Consider the following 14860-nt stretch of genomic DNA (forward strand, 5'->3'; position numbering starts at 1 on the left):
GCGTTCGCACCGCGGAGCTGGGCCAGGAGAACCTCGTGCAGCCGGGGCCAGACCCCGGCCTCGGTCCACTCCGCCAGGCGGCGCCAGCAGGTCATGCCCGAGCCGAAGCCGAGTTCCTGCGGCAGGTGTTCCCAGGCGATCCCGGTATGGAGCACGAACAGAATGCCCTGGAACACCAGCCGGTCCGGATGCCGCTTGCGCCCCGGGTGACGGGCCCGGCGTTCCACCCTGGGCAGCAGCGGCTCGATCACTGCCCACAACTCGTCATCGACATCCCACGGCCTCGGCCGAGCCACCCCACACCCCCGGATCAACGTTCCCCGAGTGATCCAACCACCTCGAAGATCATTTCGTTAGGAGTTCTTAGAGAAGCTCGCCCCGAAATGGCTGCCTTAAGCTGTGGAGCCGACTGCCCCAGCCGCAGCGGGTGTCTCCCACTTCATGTCCGCAGCCGCCGGGCGCGACCAGCCGGGGTGAAGACAGGAGGCGGGCCGTGCCGTGGGCCTTGAACCAGTAGGGAAAGTTGTAACTTACTCGGTCAGGCGAGGCGCAAAGCCATCGGTACCAGATGACGGTTCGGCACCCTCGAAGCCTGCCAGCGCCAGGATGACCACCGGTCTGATCGTCCACACGAGACGGCCATCGGCGTGGGCCACTGACACCGTGCAGGGATGGGGAAGAAGGTGTGGAGCGTGTCGGCGATCCATCGGTCCGCTTGGCGTGCCGTGAGGCGTCGAAGACTCCCAACAATGCCGGCTGTCGCAGACGAGGCCACAGCCCAAGAGCTGAAGCCTCGTCATGGTAAGCGCCGTTGAAGTACTAGTCGAGGGGGTGAGTGATGTGGCAAGGCGTTCGCGTGGACCGGTGCTTGGGTTCACAAGGTGCACGATGTGTCGACGAGTGGAGAGGCGAACTCTGGCGCGCGCACCGACGCGCTGCGGACAGCAAAAAGGCCCGGGTCTGTGACCTGGGCCTTGGCTGTGGAGCGGGTGACGAGAATCGAACTCGCGCTCTCAGCTTGGGAAGCTGATGTTCTACCATTAAACTACACCCGCGAGTGCACTCGGTTGAACTGGTGGTGCATCGCGGCTCACTCTACCGCATGCCGGACCCCCGAAGTCCCCGCTGCGCGCGCCGGGTGTCGCGGGGTGATGGACGCGCGTGCGGGCAGGGGGAGTTGGGGCGTACGGTGGCCCCGCGCTCGGGCCGATCGGGAGGCTTCCCGGTATCGGAGTGCCGCCTGGAGGGCCGCCCCATTCGTCCCGTAATGTAGCGCTTCGTGCCGGCCTGGCGGCGCCCCCATGGGTGGCTCCCGGTGCCCGGCGCCCATTCGCGGATCGTGGGGAAGGGGCTCAGAGGACTTGATGGAGCGCACTGTAGTTCGTTGTGCCGAAGGGCACGTGTTCAGCACCGCTTCGTTCCCGATGCAGCAGGCCGGGCGGCTCGGCCCCGGGCGGCTCCTGCGCTGCCCGCGGTGCGCCAGGCTCCGCAACGCCGTCCCCGTCCCGTTGACCAAGCGCTAGCCAGGGGCACGGGCGGGCAGGCGCCGGCACCGTAGGCCGCGCGGCCCGCCCCCGCCCCCGTCCGCGTTCCGCCCCGGTCTCGACCGGTAGCCCTTGAGGGCCTGCCGCCGGGCACCCCCGCGACCCGCCCCGACCAGGGGCCGACGCGCCCGGCGGGCCGCACTGCGTATCCTCGGGACGTGCTTCTCTCAGACAAGGACATCCGGGCCGAGATCGACGCGGGACGGGTGCGCATCGACCCGTACGACGAATCCATGGTGCAGCCGTCGAGCATCGACGTACGCCTCGACCGCTACTTCCGGGTGTTCGAAAACCACCGGTACCCGCACATCGACCCCTCGGTCGAGCAGGCGGACCTGACGCGACTGGTGGAGCCCGAGGGCGACGAGCCGTTCATCCTGCACCCGGGTGAGTTCGTGCTCGCTTCGACGTACGAGGTCATTTCGCTGCCCGCCGACCTCGCGAGCCGGCTGGAGGGCAAGTCCAGCCTCGGGCGCCTCGGACTGGTGACGCACTCCACCGCCGGGTTCATCGACCCCGGGTTCTCCGGGCACGTCACGCTCGAACTCTCCAACCTGGCGACGCTGCCGATCAAGCTGTGGCCCGGGATGAAGATCGGCCAGCTCTGCATGTTCCGGCTCAGCTCGCCCTCCGAGTTCCCGTACGGCACCGAGCGCTACGGCTCCCGCTACCAGGGACAGCGCGGCCCGACCGCCTCGCGCTCCTTCCTGAACTTCCACCGGACCCAGGTATGAGCGGCGAGCGCGAGAACCTCACGTACGAGCGGTTCGGCACAGCCGTGCGCGAGCTGGCGCAGACCGTCGCGGACGACGGCTACCAGCCCGACGTGATCCTCTCCATCGCGCGCGGCGGGGTCTTCGTCGCCGGGGGGCTCGCGTACGCCCTGGACTGCAAGAACTTGCATCTGGTCAACGTCGAGTTCTACACCGGGGTCGGCACCACGCTCGCCATGCCGGTGATGCTCGCACCGGTGCCGAACGCGATCGACTTCACCGACAAGAAGGTGCTGATCGCGGACGACGTCGCCGACACAGGGAAGACGCTGAAGCTGGTGCACGACTTCTGCCTCGACCACGTCGCCGAGGTGCGGTCCGCCGTCGTCTACGAGAAGTCGCACTCGCTCGTGAAGTGCGAGTACGTGTGGAAGCGCACCGACGACTGGATCAACTTCCCGTGGAGCGTCGAGCCGCCCGTCCGCAAGGCGGGCACGCCGGTCACCCCCTCGCGCGACGCGCTGTAGACGACCGGAGGTGCGCGCCCCTCCAGCGGGGCGCGCACCGGCGCGGTCAGAACGTGCCGAGCTTGATGATCGACAGCAGCGCGACCAACTGGATCGCGGATGCGCCCAGGGCCTTGGGCCACGGCAGGTCGTGCGACTTGCTCACCATCACCGTGAACAGCGCACCCGCCGCCAGCCAGGTGATCCAGCCGACGACCTGGACGAAGGGCGCGTCGCCGCCCAGGAACATCGCGAAGACCAGCCGGGGCGAGTCGGTGATCGACATGATCAGCATCGAGAGGCCGACCGTGGGCTGCCAGGCGCCGTTGCCGCCGAGCTGCCGGGCCAGGGTGTTGGTGACCGCGCCGAGCACGAACGCGCCGAACACCATGACGACACCGGTGAGCAACACGTACGGCACCGCGGCCGACAGCGTCGAGCTGATCGCGTCCTCACGCGCCCCGTCGAAGCCGAAGATCGCCAACAGGCCGTAGAGGAACGTCACGACCAGGGCGGTGCCCCAGACCGTGTAGTCCCGCATCCGCAGGAAGGTCTGCGCGGGGCGCAGCACGATGCCCTTGAGCAGTTCCTTCCACGGCAGCGGCGGACCTGAGGGGGGCGCCGCCTGCTGGCCCGCGTGGTAGGTCTCGCCCTGCTGGTACGGGTCCTCGCCGATGGCGAACGCCTGGGTGTGGCCGGCGTTGTTGGCCGCGTACGGGTCGGGGCCGCCGTGCTGCTGGTGTCCGCCGTCGCCGAAGTACTCCGGCTCCCCGTACCCGCCGCCGTGGCCGCCGCCGTGACCGCCCCGGCCGGGTCCCTGACCGTGGCCCTGCCCGTACCCCTGCCCGGGGCCCGGGCCCTGCGGCCAACCGCCGCCGCCCTGGCCGCCCTGCCGGGGCTGGCCGCCGTGGCCGCCGCGGTCGCCGTACTGCTGCGGCTGACCGTAGGGCGGTCTCCGACCGGAACCGTCGCGTCCGCCGGGCCCACCGGGGCCGCCGCCGTACTGCTGCGGCTGCCCGTACGGCGGCTGTCCGGGGGCAGGCGCGGGCGGTCCGCCGTACGGGGGCGGAGGTGCCTGCTGCCCGTACGGCTGTTGCGGCGGGGGCTGTTGTTGCCCCCGCGTCTGGGGTGTGCGGTTGTCCCGGCCGCGTCCGATCCTGAATCCAGCCACGTCATCGAACGTACCCGGTCCGGAGCGGCGGCGTGCCGGGGCGGGGCCACCGGGAGGGGCTTTGCGGCCGAGCTGTGACATCCCCTAAGGGGGCGGGTACGGGGGCTCGTTCGGGTAGCCGAGGCCACCCCGGACGGCTCGTCCACGAGGAGTAGTACCCGAGGGGGAGGGGCGGCTTTGGCGGGGCCCCGGGATGTCCGAAGCCGAAGCCGCCCGCGTTCCGTTACTCGTCGATCACCGCGCCGAAGTGGCCGGCGCCCCCGTGCGGCAGGCCGGCGCCGAACGTCGAGGAGCCGGCCGCACCGACCCCGTCGCGGGTGGCGGGCAGCAGCCACACGCTCCCGGTGCCGCCGTCCTCCCGGTGCGCGGCGGCGAGCAGCGCGTACCGCCCCTGGCCGTCGGGGCCGGTGAACCGGACCTGCGCGCCCCAGGAGTCGCCCCGCTCCACGGCGCCGGGCACCTGCGGGGAACCCTGGTTCCAGTGGGTGGAGCCGCGGCCGGTGAGCCCGGTCGGCGAACCCTTGAGGACCCACACCGCGCCCGCGTCGGCGACCCGGCCCACGTCCTCGCCGGCCGCGCCGATCGCGACCTCCGCGTAGCCGTCGCCGTCGGCGTCCGCGACGGAGAGGTCACTGCCGAATCCGTCGCCGCGTTCGGGGGTGCCCGCGACGCCCGGGGAGTCCTGCGTCCACCACTGGGGCTCGGCCGCGGGGCCGGACGGGCCGCCGTACCGTACGCCGACCAGGCCGCCGGCCGGGGCCGCTCCGCCGCTGTCGGAAGCGGCGTCGGAGGCGGCGTCGGAGGCGGTGGGCTCGCCCGTGACCAGGTCGTCGTACCCGTCGCCGTCGATGTCGCCGGAGGCGGCGACGGGCCCGCCGACCAGGTCACGGGCGTACGCCGGGCCCCGTGCGCCGCCGGGGAAGTACGCGGACCAGCCCGCGCCCCGATCGGCTCCGGTGCCGGTGCCGGAGGCGATCAGGTCGGCGAGGCCGTCGCTGTTGTAGTCGCCGGTGGTGAGGGTGCGCACCACGGTCGCGCGGGCGCCCGCCGGGCGGGGGAGCGCGGTGCGGGCGAGCGGCCGGGCGGGGGTGTGGGACCGGGCCGCTTCGGTGTCGTGCGGGGTGTCGCGCGGGGTGGTGTCCAGCGGGGCGATGCCGCCGGGCGGACCGCCGGGGCCGCCGCCGTCGACGGGCGGCGGGACCGGCGCCCACTCGGCGAGTTCCAGTCCGTGGCGGTCGGCGACGGTCAGCAGGTCGCCGGGGTGGGCGGCGCTGAAGCGGGCCGCGGCGAGGGCCGCGCCGAAGTGCGCGCCCCCGGCGGGGCGGCGGGCCTGGAGCCAACTGCCGGACGTGCTGAGGCCCTTCTTGCCGCCCCACAGCACGGTCACCCCGCCCGCGGAACGGTGTCCGGCCAGGTCCTCACCGGGCACGCCGACGATCAGTTCGTCGTAGCCGTCGCTGTTGAGGTCGCCGGTGGCGAGGGCGGCGCCGAACCCGTCGTCGGCCTCGGGGGCGCCGGGCACCGCGGCGGTGGCCTGGCTGATCCGGGCGGTCCGTTCGGCGCCGGGGCCCCGGTCGGAGCCGTACCGGACGCTCACGTGGCCGGCGCCGCGCGCGCCGGACACCGTGGCGGTGGGCGCGGCGATGACGACGTCCTCGCGGCCGTCACCGTCGAAGTCGCTGTTGCGGTCGTTCGCGTACGTACCGCCGGGGGTGCCGGCGTGGGCCGGTGCGGCGAGCGTGAGGCACGCCCCGGAGGCGAGCAGGAACGCGGCCGCGGCGAGAGCGGCGGCCGATCGGTTGTGGCGCACTACGGCTCCTGTGGAGGAAGGGGTGGCCGGGCGGGCGCGGGGGTTCCGGAGGGGCCCGATTCCCGTCCGGCGTGCGGGCGCCAAGGGGCCCGGAGGAAGGGTTGCACGGCGCTCGCGCCCGCGTACGGCGTTGTCCGTACCCCTCATACGACCCTCACCTCGGTGGCGCCGAGCGACCGTCCTGCCCCGGTGGCAACCTCGTACGCCTGACCGTGGACGGGGTGCTCCTCACCCTTCGGAGTGAGTTCCGGGAACGGGCGAGGCCCGGACCACTCCTCAGGGTGATCCGGGCCTCTAGGGGTTGACGGGAGACGTCCGGTACTCGGCTACGAGTGCGCGGCTACGTGGCGGGTTCCGGCTCGGGCGCGTTCTCGACGGGGGACGCACCGGCCGGGGGCTCGCCGTCGGTGGGGGTCCTGACCGAGTCCAGCAGGAGCTGGGCGACGTCGACGACCTGGAGCGACTCCTTGGCCTTGCCGTCGTTCTTCTTCCCGTTGACCGAGTCGGTGAGCATCACCAGGCAGAACGGGCAGGCGGTGGAGACGATGTCCGGGTTCAGGGACAGGGCCTCGTCCACGCGCTCGTTGTTGATGCGCTTGCCGATCCGCTCCTCCATCCACATCCGGGCGCCGCCCGCGCCGCAGCAGAAGCCGCGTTCCTTGTGGCGGTGCATCTCCTGCTGCCGCAGTCCCGGCACCTTGTCCATGATCTCGCGCGGGGGCGTGTAGACCTTGTTGTGCCGGCCGAGGTAGCAGGGGTCGTGGTAGGTGATCAGCCCCTCGACCGGGGTGACCGGCACGAGCCGGCCCTCGTCGATGAGGTGCTGGAGCAACTGCGTGTGGTGGATGACCTCGTAGTCGCCGCCGAGCTGCGGGTACTCGTTGGCGATGGTGTTGAAGCAGTGCGGACAGGTGGAGACGATCCGCTTCGCCGCCTTGGGCTTGCGGGTGGACTCGTCCTCGTCGTCCTCGCCGAACGCCATGTTCAGCATGGCCACGTTCTCCTGGCCGAGCTGCTGGAACAGGGGCTCGTTGCCGAGGCGGCGGGCGGAGTCGCCGGTGCACCGCTCCTCGCCGCCCATGATCGCGAACTTCACGCCGGCGATGTGCAGCAGTTCGGCGAACGCCCTGGTGGTCTTCTTCGCCCGGTCCTCCAGCGCCCCGGCGCAGCCCACCCAGTACAGGTAGTCGACCTCGGTGAGGTCCTCGACGTCCTCGCCGACGACCGGGACCTCGAAGTCCACGTCCTTGACCCACTCCAGGCGCTGCTTCTTCGCCAGGCCCCAGGGGTTGCCCTTCTTCTCCAGGTTCTTGAGCATCGTGCCCGCCTCGGACGGGAACGCGCTCTCGATCATCACCTGGTAGCGGCGCATGTCGACGATGTGGTCGATGTGCTCGATGTCCACCGGGCACTGTTCGACGCAGGCGCCGCAGGTGGTGCAGGACCACAGCACGTCCGGGTCGATGACGCCGTTCTCCTCGGCGGTGCCGATGAGGGGCCGCTCGGCCTCGGCGAGCGCGGCGGCGGGCACCTGCGCCAGTGCCTCCGCGCTCGCCTTCTCCTCGCCCTCCATCGTCTTGCCGCCACCGGCGAGCAGGTACGGGGCCTTGGCGTGCCCGTGGTCGCGCAGCGACATGATCAGCAGCTTGGGGGAGAGCGGCTTGCCGGTGTTCCAGGCGGGGCACTGCGACTGGCAGCGTCCGCACTCGGTGCAGGTGGAGAAGTCGAGGAGGCCCTTCCAGGAGAAGTGCTCGACCTGGCTGACGCCGTAGACGTCGTCCTCGCCCGGGTCCTCGAAGTCGATCGGCGTGCCGCCGGAGGTCATCGGCAGCAGTTCGCCGAGCGCGGTGCCGCCGTCGGCGCGGCGCTTGAACCAGATGTTGGGGAACGCGAGGAACCGGTGCCAGGCCACGCCCATGTCGGTGCGGAGCGAGACCGTGATCATCCAGATGAAGGAGGTGGAGATCTTGATCAACGCGAACAGGTAGACGAGGTTCTGCTGCGTGGTGACGTCCAGCCCCCGGAAGGCGGCGACGAGCGGGTACGAGACCAGGTACGCGGCGGTGTAACCGTCCACGTGGTGCAGGGCGCCCTCCAGCCCGCGCAGCACCAGGATCGCAATGCCGATGATGAGGATCACCAGCTCGACGAAGTACGCCTGACCCATGTTGGAGCCCGCGAAACGCGACTTGCGCCCGGCGCGGCCCGGCAGCGACAGCTGACGGATCACCATCAGCGTGAGGATGCCGAGCACGGTGAGGGCGCCGATCAGCTCGGTGAACACCTCGTACGGGGCCCAGGTGCCGATGAGCGGGAGGCTCCAGTCCGCCTGGAAGAGCTGTCCGAAGGCGTGCACCAGGGTCAGCACGAGGGTGAAGAAGCCGACCGACACGAACCAGTGGGCCACGCCGACGACGCCCCACTGGTTCATCCGGGTATGGCCGAGGAACTCCCGGACCACCGTCAACGTCCGCTGCTTCGGATCATCCGTTCGGGTGCCGGCTGGCACGTTCTGACCCAGTCGGACGTACCGGTAGATCTGGGCGATGGCCCGGGCGAACAGGGCTGCGCCGATTGTGGCGAGCACCAACGACACGATGATCGCGGCGAGTTGCATGGAGGCTCCTCGGGCCTGCGAGTGCAGATTACTAAGCGGTAACTTATGGAGTTTGATTGAGGGTACCCAGATATCGCGCCGCGCTGTAGTCGGCCCGTCGGTGATCTGTGTCGCTGAGGTAGCCCTATGTGGCCGGGTGCGGTGCCGGGGTCCGCTGCGGCCGTGGCGTGGCGTGGCGGGAGAGGGCGCGGGGTAGGGGGGCGGTGTCGGTCGGCGGGCGGTTGCGGGGCCGGTGGGGAGGTGACACCAGAAACGCCCCCTCCGATGAGCCGGAGAGGGCGTGCGGACCCCTGTGAGGAGGTGAAGGTGGCTGGGGCCGGGATCGAACCGGCGACCTATCGCTTTTCAGGCGATCGCTCGTACCAACTGAGCTACCCAGCCACGCAGTTCGCCGGGGCGATCTGCAAGCGGTCCTGACGGGATTTGAACCCGCGGCCTCCACCTTGACAGGGTGGCGAGCACTCCAAGCTGCTCCACAGGACCAAGATCGTGTGACGAGAATACTCGCACACGGTGCCCCCAACGGGATTCGAACCCGTGCTACCGCCTTGAAAGGGCGGCGTCCTAGGCCGCTAGACGATGAGGGCTATCGGCCCGCCTGCGCACCTTCCGGCGCGTCGGGGACGTGAGAAGCATATGGGATGGCGGGAGGTATCGCCAAAACGGTTTACGGGCGGCGTCACGAGCCGCCTCGAACCGCGTCGAACCGCGCTCGACCGGGGGCCCGTGGATCAGCCCCAGCCGAGTTCGTGGAGGCGTTCGTCGTCGATGCCGAAGTGGTGGGCGATCTCGTGGACCACGGTCACGGCCACCTCGTGGACGACGTCCTCGGGGGTCTCGCAGTAGCGCAGGGTCGGCCCCATGTAGATCGAGATCCGGTCGGGCAGCACCCCCGCGTACCACTCGCCGCGCTCGGTCAGCGGGGTTCCCTCGTAGAGCCCGAGCAGTTCGGGGTCGTCGGCGGCCGGTTCGTCCTCCACGAACACGGCCACGTTGTCCATGACCCGGGTCAGTTGCGGCGGGATCGTGTCCAGCGCATCGGCCACCAGCTCTTCGAACGCTTCTCGCGTCATCTCCAGCACACGCCCATTGTCCGGGACCCGGGCGCCACGGGGGCGGGACCGGGGCGTTGCACGGCCGTTGCGGGGCGCGGGGCCGGGTCACACCACCGGTTGGCCGGCCTCCGGGGACGGCTCCACCCGGAAGGTGCGGGCCGCCGCCTGCCCCTGCGGCGGGGGCTCCTCGTGCGCCGACGAGGACGGCTCCGCCACCGTGGGCTCCGGGGGCGCGGGGGGTTCCGGCGTGGGCTTCGGGGGCTCCGGCTCCGGGGTGGTGCGGGTCGGCGTGGGCACCGGCTCGGGCGGCTTCGGGGTGGGCGCACCCGGTTCCACCGGGCGGGGCGCCCGGGTCGTCCCGGCGGGGGCCGTGGCCTTGGGGGCGCCGGGCGCGGCCGTGCCCGGCGCGGAGGCGGACGGGGTCTTGGCGTCCGGGTCCGCGGGTTTGCCGCTGTGCTGGGTCTTGGCGTTCCGGGAGCCGCCCGTGCGGTGTCCGTCAGCGTCGCTGACCGCTTCCGGGACGCCGTCCGTCTCCACGGCGCTGCCACCGCTGCGGGGGCCGGAGGACTGCGAGGGGCCGCCCCGCGGGGTGGCCTCGTCGCCCACGCTGACGCAGCCCGCGGTGGCGGCGAGCGCCGCCGCCAGGGTGGCCAGGCGGACGGGTACGGGCAGGGGACGCACGGGGCCACCTCCGGGGCGGTGATTGACTACGGTTGTCCAACTCCCCGTCAGGGCCGGAGGACACGGAGGTTCGGGGTCGGAGGGGAACGCCGGCCCGGCGAACCGGTGTTTCCGCCCCCCGCCGCTCGGTCAGGTGTCCGGTCCGCGTGCGGCCCGGTGCCCGGTACGGGGTGGGGCGGGCGGGCGCTCGGCGCGGGGGTGAGCCGGGTCACGCCGACCGCATTTGCCTCGGGGGGCTCAAGGTGCGTATGGTGGTAGATCGTTTGATCCCATTTGCCCGGCGCACTCCTCACAGAGCGAGGAATGAAGCGCGCCGCGTGTGGCGCGTACTCCCTGCCGTGGCCGGACCGCATAGAGGCGGTCGCTTAGCAGCTTCACGGAGTTTGGGCGCGTGCCGTGAACTCCGGAAGGTTCGCATTTCGCATGTCCGTTTCCCCTGCTGACCGCGCTGTCCTCAACGAGGACGCCGAAACCGTCAGCACCCCCCAGCAGTCCCCCACCACCCCCGAGGTCGACGTCGAGGCCCCCCAGGCCCCCGCCGTCGTCGAGAGCCCCGAGGCCCCCCAGGCGCAGACCGTCGTCGCCGAGGAGGCCGGGACCGAGGTGGTCGAGGCCGCCGAGGAGCCCACCGCCGCGGAGCCCGTCGCCGAAGCGGCCGTCGAAGAGGCCGTCGTCGAGGAGCAGGAGCCGACCGTCACGTTCGGTGACCTTGGCCTGCCCGACGGTGTCGTCCGCAAGCTCGCCCAGAACGGCGTCACCACGCCGTTCCCGATCCAGGCCGCGACCATTCCGGACGCGCTCGCCCGGCGGGACATCCTGGGCCGCGGCCGTACCGGCTCCGGCAAGACCCTCTCCTTCGGCCTGCCGCTGCTCACGACCCTCGCGGGCGGCCACACCGCGAAGAAGCGCCCCCGCGGCGTCATCCTCACCCCCACCCGTGAGCTCGCGATGCAGGTCGCGGACGCCCTCCAGCCGTACGGCGACGTGCTCGGCCTGAAGATGAAGGTCGTCTGCGGCGGTACCTCCATGAGCAACCAGATCTACGCCCTGGAGCGCGGCGTCGACGTCCTCGTCGCCACCCCTGGCCGGCTGCGCGACGTCATCAACCGCGGCGCCTGCTCGCTGGGCGACGTCCAGGTCGCCGTCCTCGACGAGGCCGACCAGATGGCCGACCTGGGCTTCCTGCCCGAGGTCACCGAGCTGCTCGACCAGGTTCCCCAGGGCGGTCAGCGGATGCTGTTCTCCGCCACCCTGGAGAACGAGATCGACACCCTGGTCAAGCGGTACCTGAATGCGCCCGTCACCCACGAGGTGGACCCGTCCGCCGGTGCGGTCACCACGATGACCCACCACATCCTGGTCGTGAAGCCGCGCGACAAGGCCCCGGTCACCGCGGCGATCGCCGCCCGCAAGGGCCGCACCATCATCTTCGTGCGCACCCAGCTCGGTGCCGACCGGGTCGCCGAGCAGCTGCGGGACGCGGGCGTCCGCGCCGACGCCCTGCACGGCGGCATGACGCAGGGCGCGCGCACCCGCACCCTCGCCGACTTCAAGGACGGGTACGTCAACGTCCTCGTCGCCACCGACGTCGCCGCGCGCGGCATCCACGTCGACGGCATCGACCTGGTCCTGAACGTGGACCCGGCCGGTGACCACAAGGACTACCTGCACCGCTCGGGCCGCACCGCCCGCGCCGGGCGCTCCGGCACGGTCGTGTCGCTGGCCCTGCCGCACCAGCGGCGCCAGATCTTCCGTCTGATGGAGGACGCGGGCGTCGACGCCGGGCGCCACATCGTGGGCGGCGGCGGGGTGTTCGAGCCCGAGGTCGCCGAGATCACGGGTGCCCGGTCGATGACCGAGGTCCAGGCCGAGTCGGTGTCCGGCGCCGCCAAGCAGGCCGAGCGCGAGGTCGCGGACCTGGCCAAGCAGCTGGAGCGGGCGCAGCGCCGCGCCACCGAACTGCGCGAGGAGGCCGACCGGCTGAGCGCGCGGGCCGCGCGGGAGCGGGGCGAAGACCCGGCCGCCGTCCTCACGGACGGTGCCGCCGCGGTGGACGCCGGGGCTGCCGTGGCCGCGGAGGCGGTGGACGGCGCCGAGCCGACCACGGTCGTGACGGACACCGCGTCCGCCGCGCCGAGCACCACCGAGCGCACCTCTTCGTCCTCCTACGAGCGTCGTGACGGTGACCGTGGCGGCTTCCGTCGCGATGACCGTCGGGACGGCGACCGCGGTGGCGACCGTGGCGGCTTCCGCCGTGATGACCGGCGTGATGGTGACCGTCCGGGCTTCCGCCGGGACGACCGTCGTGACGGTGAGCGTGGTCGTGGTGGTTTCGAGCGTCGTGACGACCGTCCGGGTTTCCGTCGTGACGACCGTCGTGACGGTGAGCGTGGCGGTTTCTCCCGCGACCGTCGTGACGGCGACCGCCCCGAGCGCGGCGGCTTCCGCCGTGACGACCGCCCCTCCGGCGGCCACCGGGGCAGCGACCGTCCGTTCAACCGTGACCGCCGCGACGACCGTCCCTCCGGTCACGACCGTCCCTCGGGCCACGACCGCCCGTACGGCCGTCGTGACGACCACCGCGGTGCCGGCTCCGGCTCCGGTTCTGGCTCCGGCTTCAACCGCCGCGACGACAAGCCGCGCTGGAAGCGCAACGGCTGATCCCGTCACCACCGGCTGAACCGGGTGCCCTCCCCGCGTGGGAGGGCACCCGGTTCGCTGCTGTCCGGGGCGGAGCCCGAAAAACGGTGCGCAGCGGGCCGTCGGAAGTGCCAGGATGACCCCGCGCCACCTCGCGGGCGGGTCCCGTTCCGTCCGTGGACCGACCCCGGGGCCGTCCACCCCGCCACCACCGGGGGACAGGCCCCCGTCCGCCCCCGGCGCCCCGCTATGCTGCGGGTAGCGGGCCGTTAGCTCAATTGGCAGAGCAGTGGACTTTTAATCCATTGGTTGTGGGTTCGAGTCCCACACGGCCTACCGCACGCGGGGCCGGGCTGGTGCCCGGTGCCCGCGAGGAAGCGCCCCACCCGGTCGTCGCCGGGTGGGGCGCTTCGGCGTGGGGGCATCGTGCGTGTACGGCCGGGCTCCGCTCACGGTCCTGTAGGTGCCGTGTGCAAGACGAGGACGTCAAAGCTCGCCTTGGGCTCTCCGCCCCGGACGGTCCGGCGGAAGGAGGGCCGATGAGGCCCTGGACGAGTTCGACGTGGGCCGGCGGGGTGGCGGCCGAGGTGGCTCCCTCGGCTTAACGGTCTTATGCGGCGAGTGGCTTGAGGGCCTTGACGAGGCGGTCTCCGACGGGATCGTTCTGCCAGCGGTCCATGCTCTCGCGGAGGGCTTCCAGTTCCTTGCGGTGGCGGGCGGAGCGGGTCTGGGCGGCAATCTCAGCGGATTCGGCGGCCAGCGTCACGGCGTGTTCGGGTTCGCCGGTGGCGGCGTACGCGGCGGCCTGGCGGGCGAGGTAGACGCCGGTGTCGCGGCGGGCGGCCGGGGGCATGTCGGCGTTGATCCGGTCCCAGATGCGCTGGGCCTCCTTGTACAGGCCCATGCGGCCGTAGCAGGTGGCGCGCTGGACCTCGAAGAAGTACGCGTTGTGGTGGACTCCGCCCCAGGGCACGGCCGGGTCCGCCTCTTCGACCACGGCGGACGCGTCGTCCAGGAGCCGGTCCACGGCGGTCCGCTCGCCGAGGAGTGAGTGGCCGTGTGCTTGCTGGTGCATGAGGTTGACGCGGATGCGGTGGGAGAGCCGGTGGTGCTCACCCAGCCCTTGGCGGCACAGGTCGACGGCGGCGCGGCCGTCACCCAGGTCGGATCGGAGGCGGGCCATGTTGGAGAGGACGTACGCGTTCAGATCGGTGTTCCCGAGCATCTGGGCGTCCATCTGGGCGATGCCGTGCCAGTACGCGGTGGAGTCCCACAAGCCGGCGTCCTGGTGGAGCCAACCGGCCAGCGCGGCGTAGGTGACACCGACTTGGATCAGCTCCTCCCGCACGGTGCTGTGGGCGGCCCGGGTGAGATCGCTGATCAGTCGGTACTGCTCGGTGACGGTCCCGATGAGATCGCGCGGGCCGAGCATCATGTCGGCGGTGTAGTGGCCGCCGAGCTGTTGGTAGAAGTAGCCGACCAGAGCCGGATCGATGTCCCGGGGCCTGAGATCGGCAGGGCTCACCATGCCGAGTGCGGCCACCGATCCGGTGGTCGGAAAGCTGCGGCTTTCCATGGAAGATGCCTCCTCCGCGAGACGCAGACGGGCCGGGTGTCCAGGTGGGGGAGCGAAGCCGAGGTGTTCGGGGCTGAGGCCGAAGGCCGCGCGCAGGGCGGCGGCGGTGTCGGGCCGAGGCCAGCCGGGCCGGTCGGACTCCCAGCGGCGGTAGGTGCGCACGCTGACGGTGAAGTACGGATCTCCGAGCACGAGCCGACCCGCAGTGCTGATCTCCTCGGCTGCCTTCTCCTGGGACAGCCACCCACGGTCCAGCCGTGCCGCCCGCAGCCTGCCGTTGGTCCTCACCGTGCCCCCTCGCGCTCGACCTCTTCAACGTAACGCTCAACTGATGTGCCCATACCCGGCGTTACGGGAGATCGGCCCATCTGTTCGAAGTGGCCGGTGAATGGCCGCCGTGTGGCCGTCGGGCTTCCTGGCCGTCCCTCAGGGCCCGGAGGTTCCCTGGAACGGTCAGCTCATACGCCACCCCAGGGAAGAGGCGAAGCAGGTGTTCCGTACCTCCGCGCACGGATGCCGTGCCCGACAGCCCCCGTGCGCCGGGGCT

At 71.7% G+C, this 14860-nt stretch carries 10 protein-coding genes and 5 tRNA genes; 4 read left to right on the top strand and 11 right to left on the bottom strand.

Annotated features, from left to right (window positions below):
• Together ACFWIA_RS30255 and ACFWIA_RS30260 are read right to left on the bottom strand one after the other, a co-directional pair.
• On the bottom strand, window positions 1-296 hold a 296-nt coding region (locus tag ACFWIA_RS30255; RefSeq protein WP_387010447.1), incomplete at its 3' end, for a transposase.
• A gap of 685 nt (window positions 297-981) precedes the next feature.
• Window positions 982-1055 (bottom strand) — tRNA-Gly (locus ACFWIA_RS30260).
• Between the two features lie 647 nt (window positions 1056-1702).
• Between ACFWIA_RS30260 and dcd the strand changes: the two genes are divergently transcribed.
• Together dcd and ACFWIA_RS30270 are read left to right on the top strand one after the other, a co-directional pair.
• Window positions 1703-2278, top strand: a complete 576-nt coding sequence (gene dcd, locus ACFWIA_RS30265) for a dCTP deaminase (RefSeq protein WP_387010448.1) — start codon at window positions 1703-1705, stop codon at window positions 2276-2278.
• Entirely contained in the window at window positions 2275-2784 is a 510-nt protein-coding gene (locus ACFWIA_RS30270) for a phosphoribosyltransferase (protein WP_387010449.1), read from the top strand. The genes dcd and ACFWIA_RS30270 overlap by 4 nt, the downstream gene beginning before the upstream one ends.
• Before the next feature lie 46 nt (window positions 2785-2830).
• Here ACFWIA_RS30270 and ACFWIA_RS30275 read toward each other — a convergent pair whose 3' ends face one another.
• The 8 genes from ACFWIA_RS30275 to ACFWIA_RS30310 all read right to left on the bottom strand — a co-directional run bounded on the left by ACFWIA_RS30275 (window position 2831) and on the right by ACFWIA_RS30310 (window position 10097).
• Entirely contained in the window at window positions 2831-4015 is a 1185-nt protein-coding gene (locus ACFWIA_RS30275; protein WP_387010450.1) for a Yip1 family protein, read from the bottom strand.
• Window positions 4016-4157: 142 nt separating this feature from the next.
• Window positions 4158-5744 carry an FG-GAP repeat protein gene (locus ACFWIA_RS30280; protein ID WP_387010451.1) on the bottom strand — a complete coding sequence of 529 codons (1587 nt, stop codon included), beginning with the start codon at window positions 5742-5744 and terminating at the stop codon, window positions 4158-4160.
• Between the two features lie 340 nt (window positions 5745-6084).
• Window positions 6085-8361, bottom strand: a complete 2277-nt coding sequence (locus ACFWIA_RS30285; protein WP_387010452.1) for a (Fe-S)-binding protein — start codon at window positions 8359-8361, stop codon at window positions 6085-6087.
• A 307-nt stretch (window positions 8362-8668) separates the two neighbouring features.
• Window positions 8669-8742: transfer RNA gene (locus ACFWIA_RS30290), tRNA-Phe, on the bottom strand.
• A 27-nt stretch (window positions 8743-8769) separates the two neighbouring features.
• Window positions 8770-8844: transfer RNA gene (locus tag ACFWIA_RS30295), tRNA-Asp, on the bottom strand.
• Window positions 8845-8875: 31 nt separating this feature from the next.
• Window positions 8876-8948 (bottom strand) — tRNA-Glu (locus ACFWIA_RS30300).
• A gap of 144 nt (window positions 8949-9092) precedes the next feature.
• Window positions 9093-9443 (bottom strand): metallopeptidase family protein, encoded by a 351-nt coding sequence (locus ACFWIA_RS30305; RefSeq protein WP_387010453.1) that lies wholly within the window; start codon window positions 9441-9443, stop codon window positions 9093-9095.
• Between the two features lie 78 nt (window positions 9444-9521).
• Complete coding sequence (locus ACFWIA_RS30310) at window positions 9522-10097, bottom strand: hypothetical protein (RefSeq protein WP_387010454.1); 576 nt, start codon at window positions 10095-10097, stop codon at window positions 9522-9524.
• Window positions 10098-10520: 423 nt separating this feature from the next.
• On the opposite strand from ACFWIA_RS30310, the gene ACFWIA_RS30315 reads away from it, so the two are divergent.
• Both ACFWIA_RS30315 and ACFWIA_RS30320 read left to right on the top strand, forming a co-directional pair.
• On the top strand, window positions 10521-12758 hold the full coding sequence (locus ACFWIA_RS30315) for a DEAD/DEAH box helicase (protein ID WP_387010455.1): 2238 nt from the start codon (window positions 10521-10523) through the stop codon (window positions 12756-12758).
• 242 nt (window positions 12759-13000) lie between these two features.
• A tRNA-Lys gene (locus ACFWIA_RS30320) sits at window positions 13001-13073 on the top strand.
• Between the two features lie 274 nt (window positions 13074-13347).
• On the opposite strand, the gene ACFWIA_RS30325 is transcribed toward ACFWIA_RS30320, so the two are convergent.
• Window positions 13348-14601 carry a helix-turn-helix transcriptional regulator gene (locus ACFWIA_RS30325; protein WP_387010456.1) on the bottom strand — a complete coding sequence of 418 codons (1254 nt, stop codon included), beginning with the start codon at window positions 14599-14601 and terminating at the stop codon, window positions 13348-13350.
• Window positions 14602-14860 lie beyond the last annotated feature (259 nt).

The sequence above is a fragment of the Streptomyces sp. NPDC127068 genome (assembly GCF_042724695.1).
Taxonomy (GTDB): Bacteria; Actinomycetota; Actinomycetes; order Streptomycetales; family Streptomycetaceae; genus Streptomyces.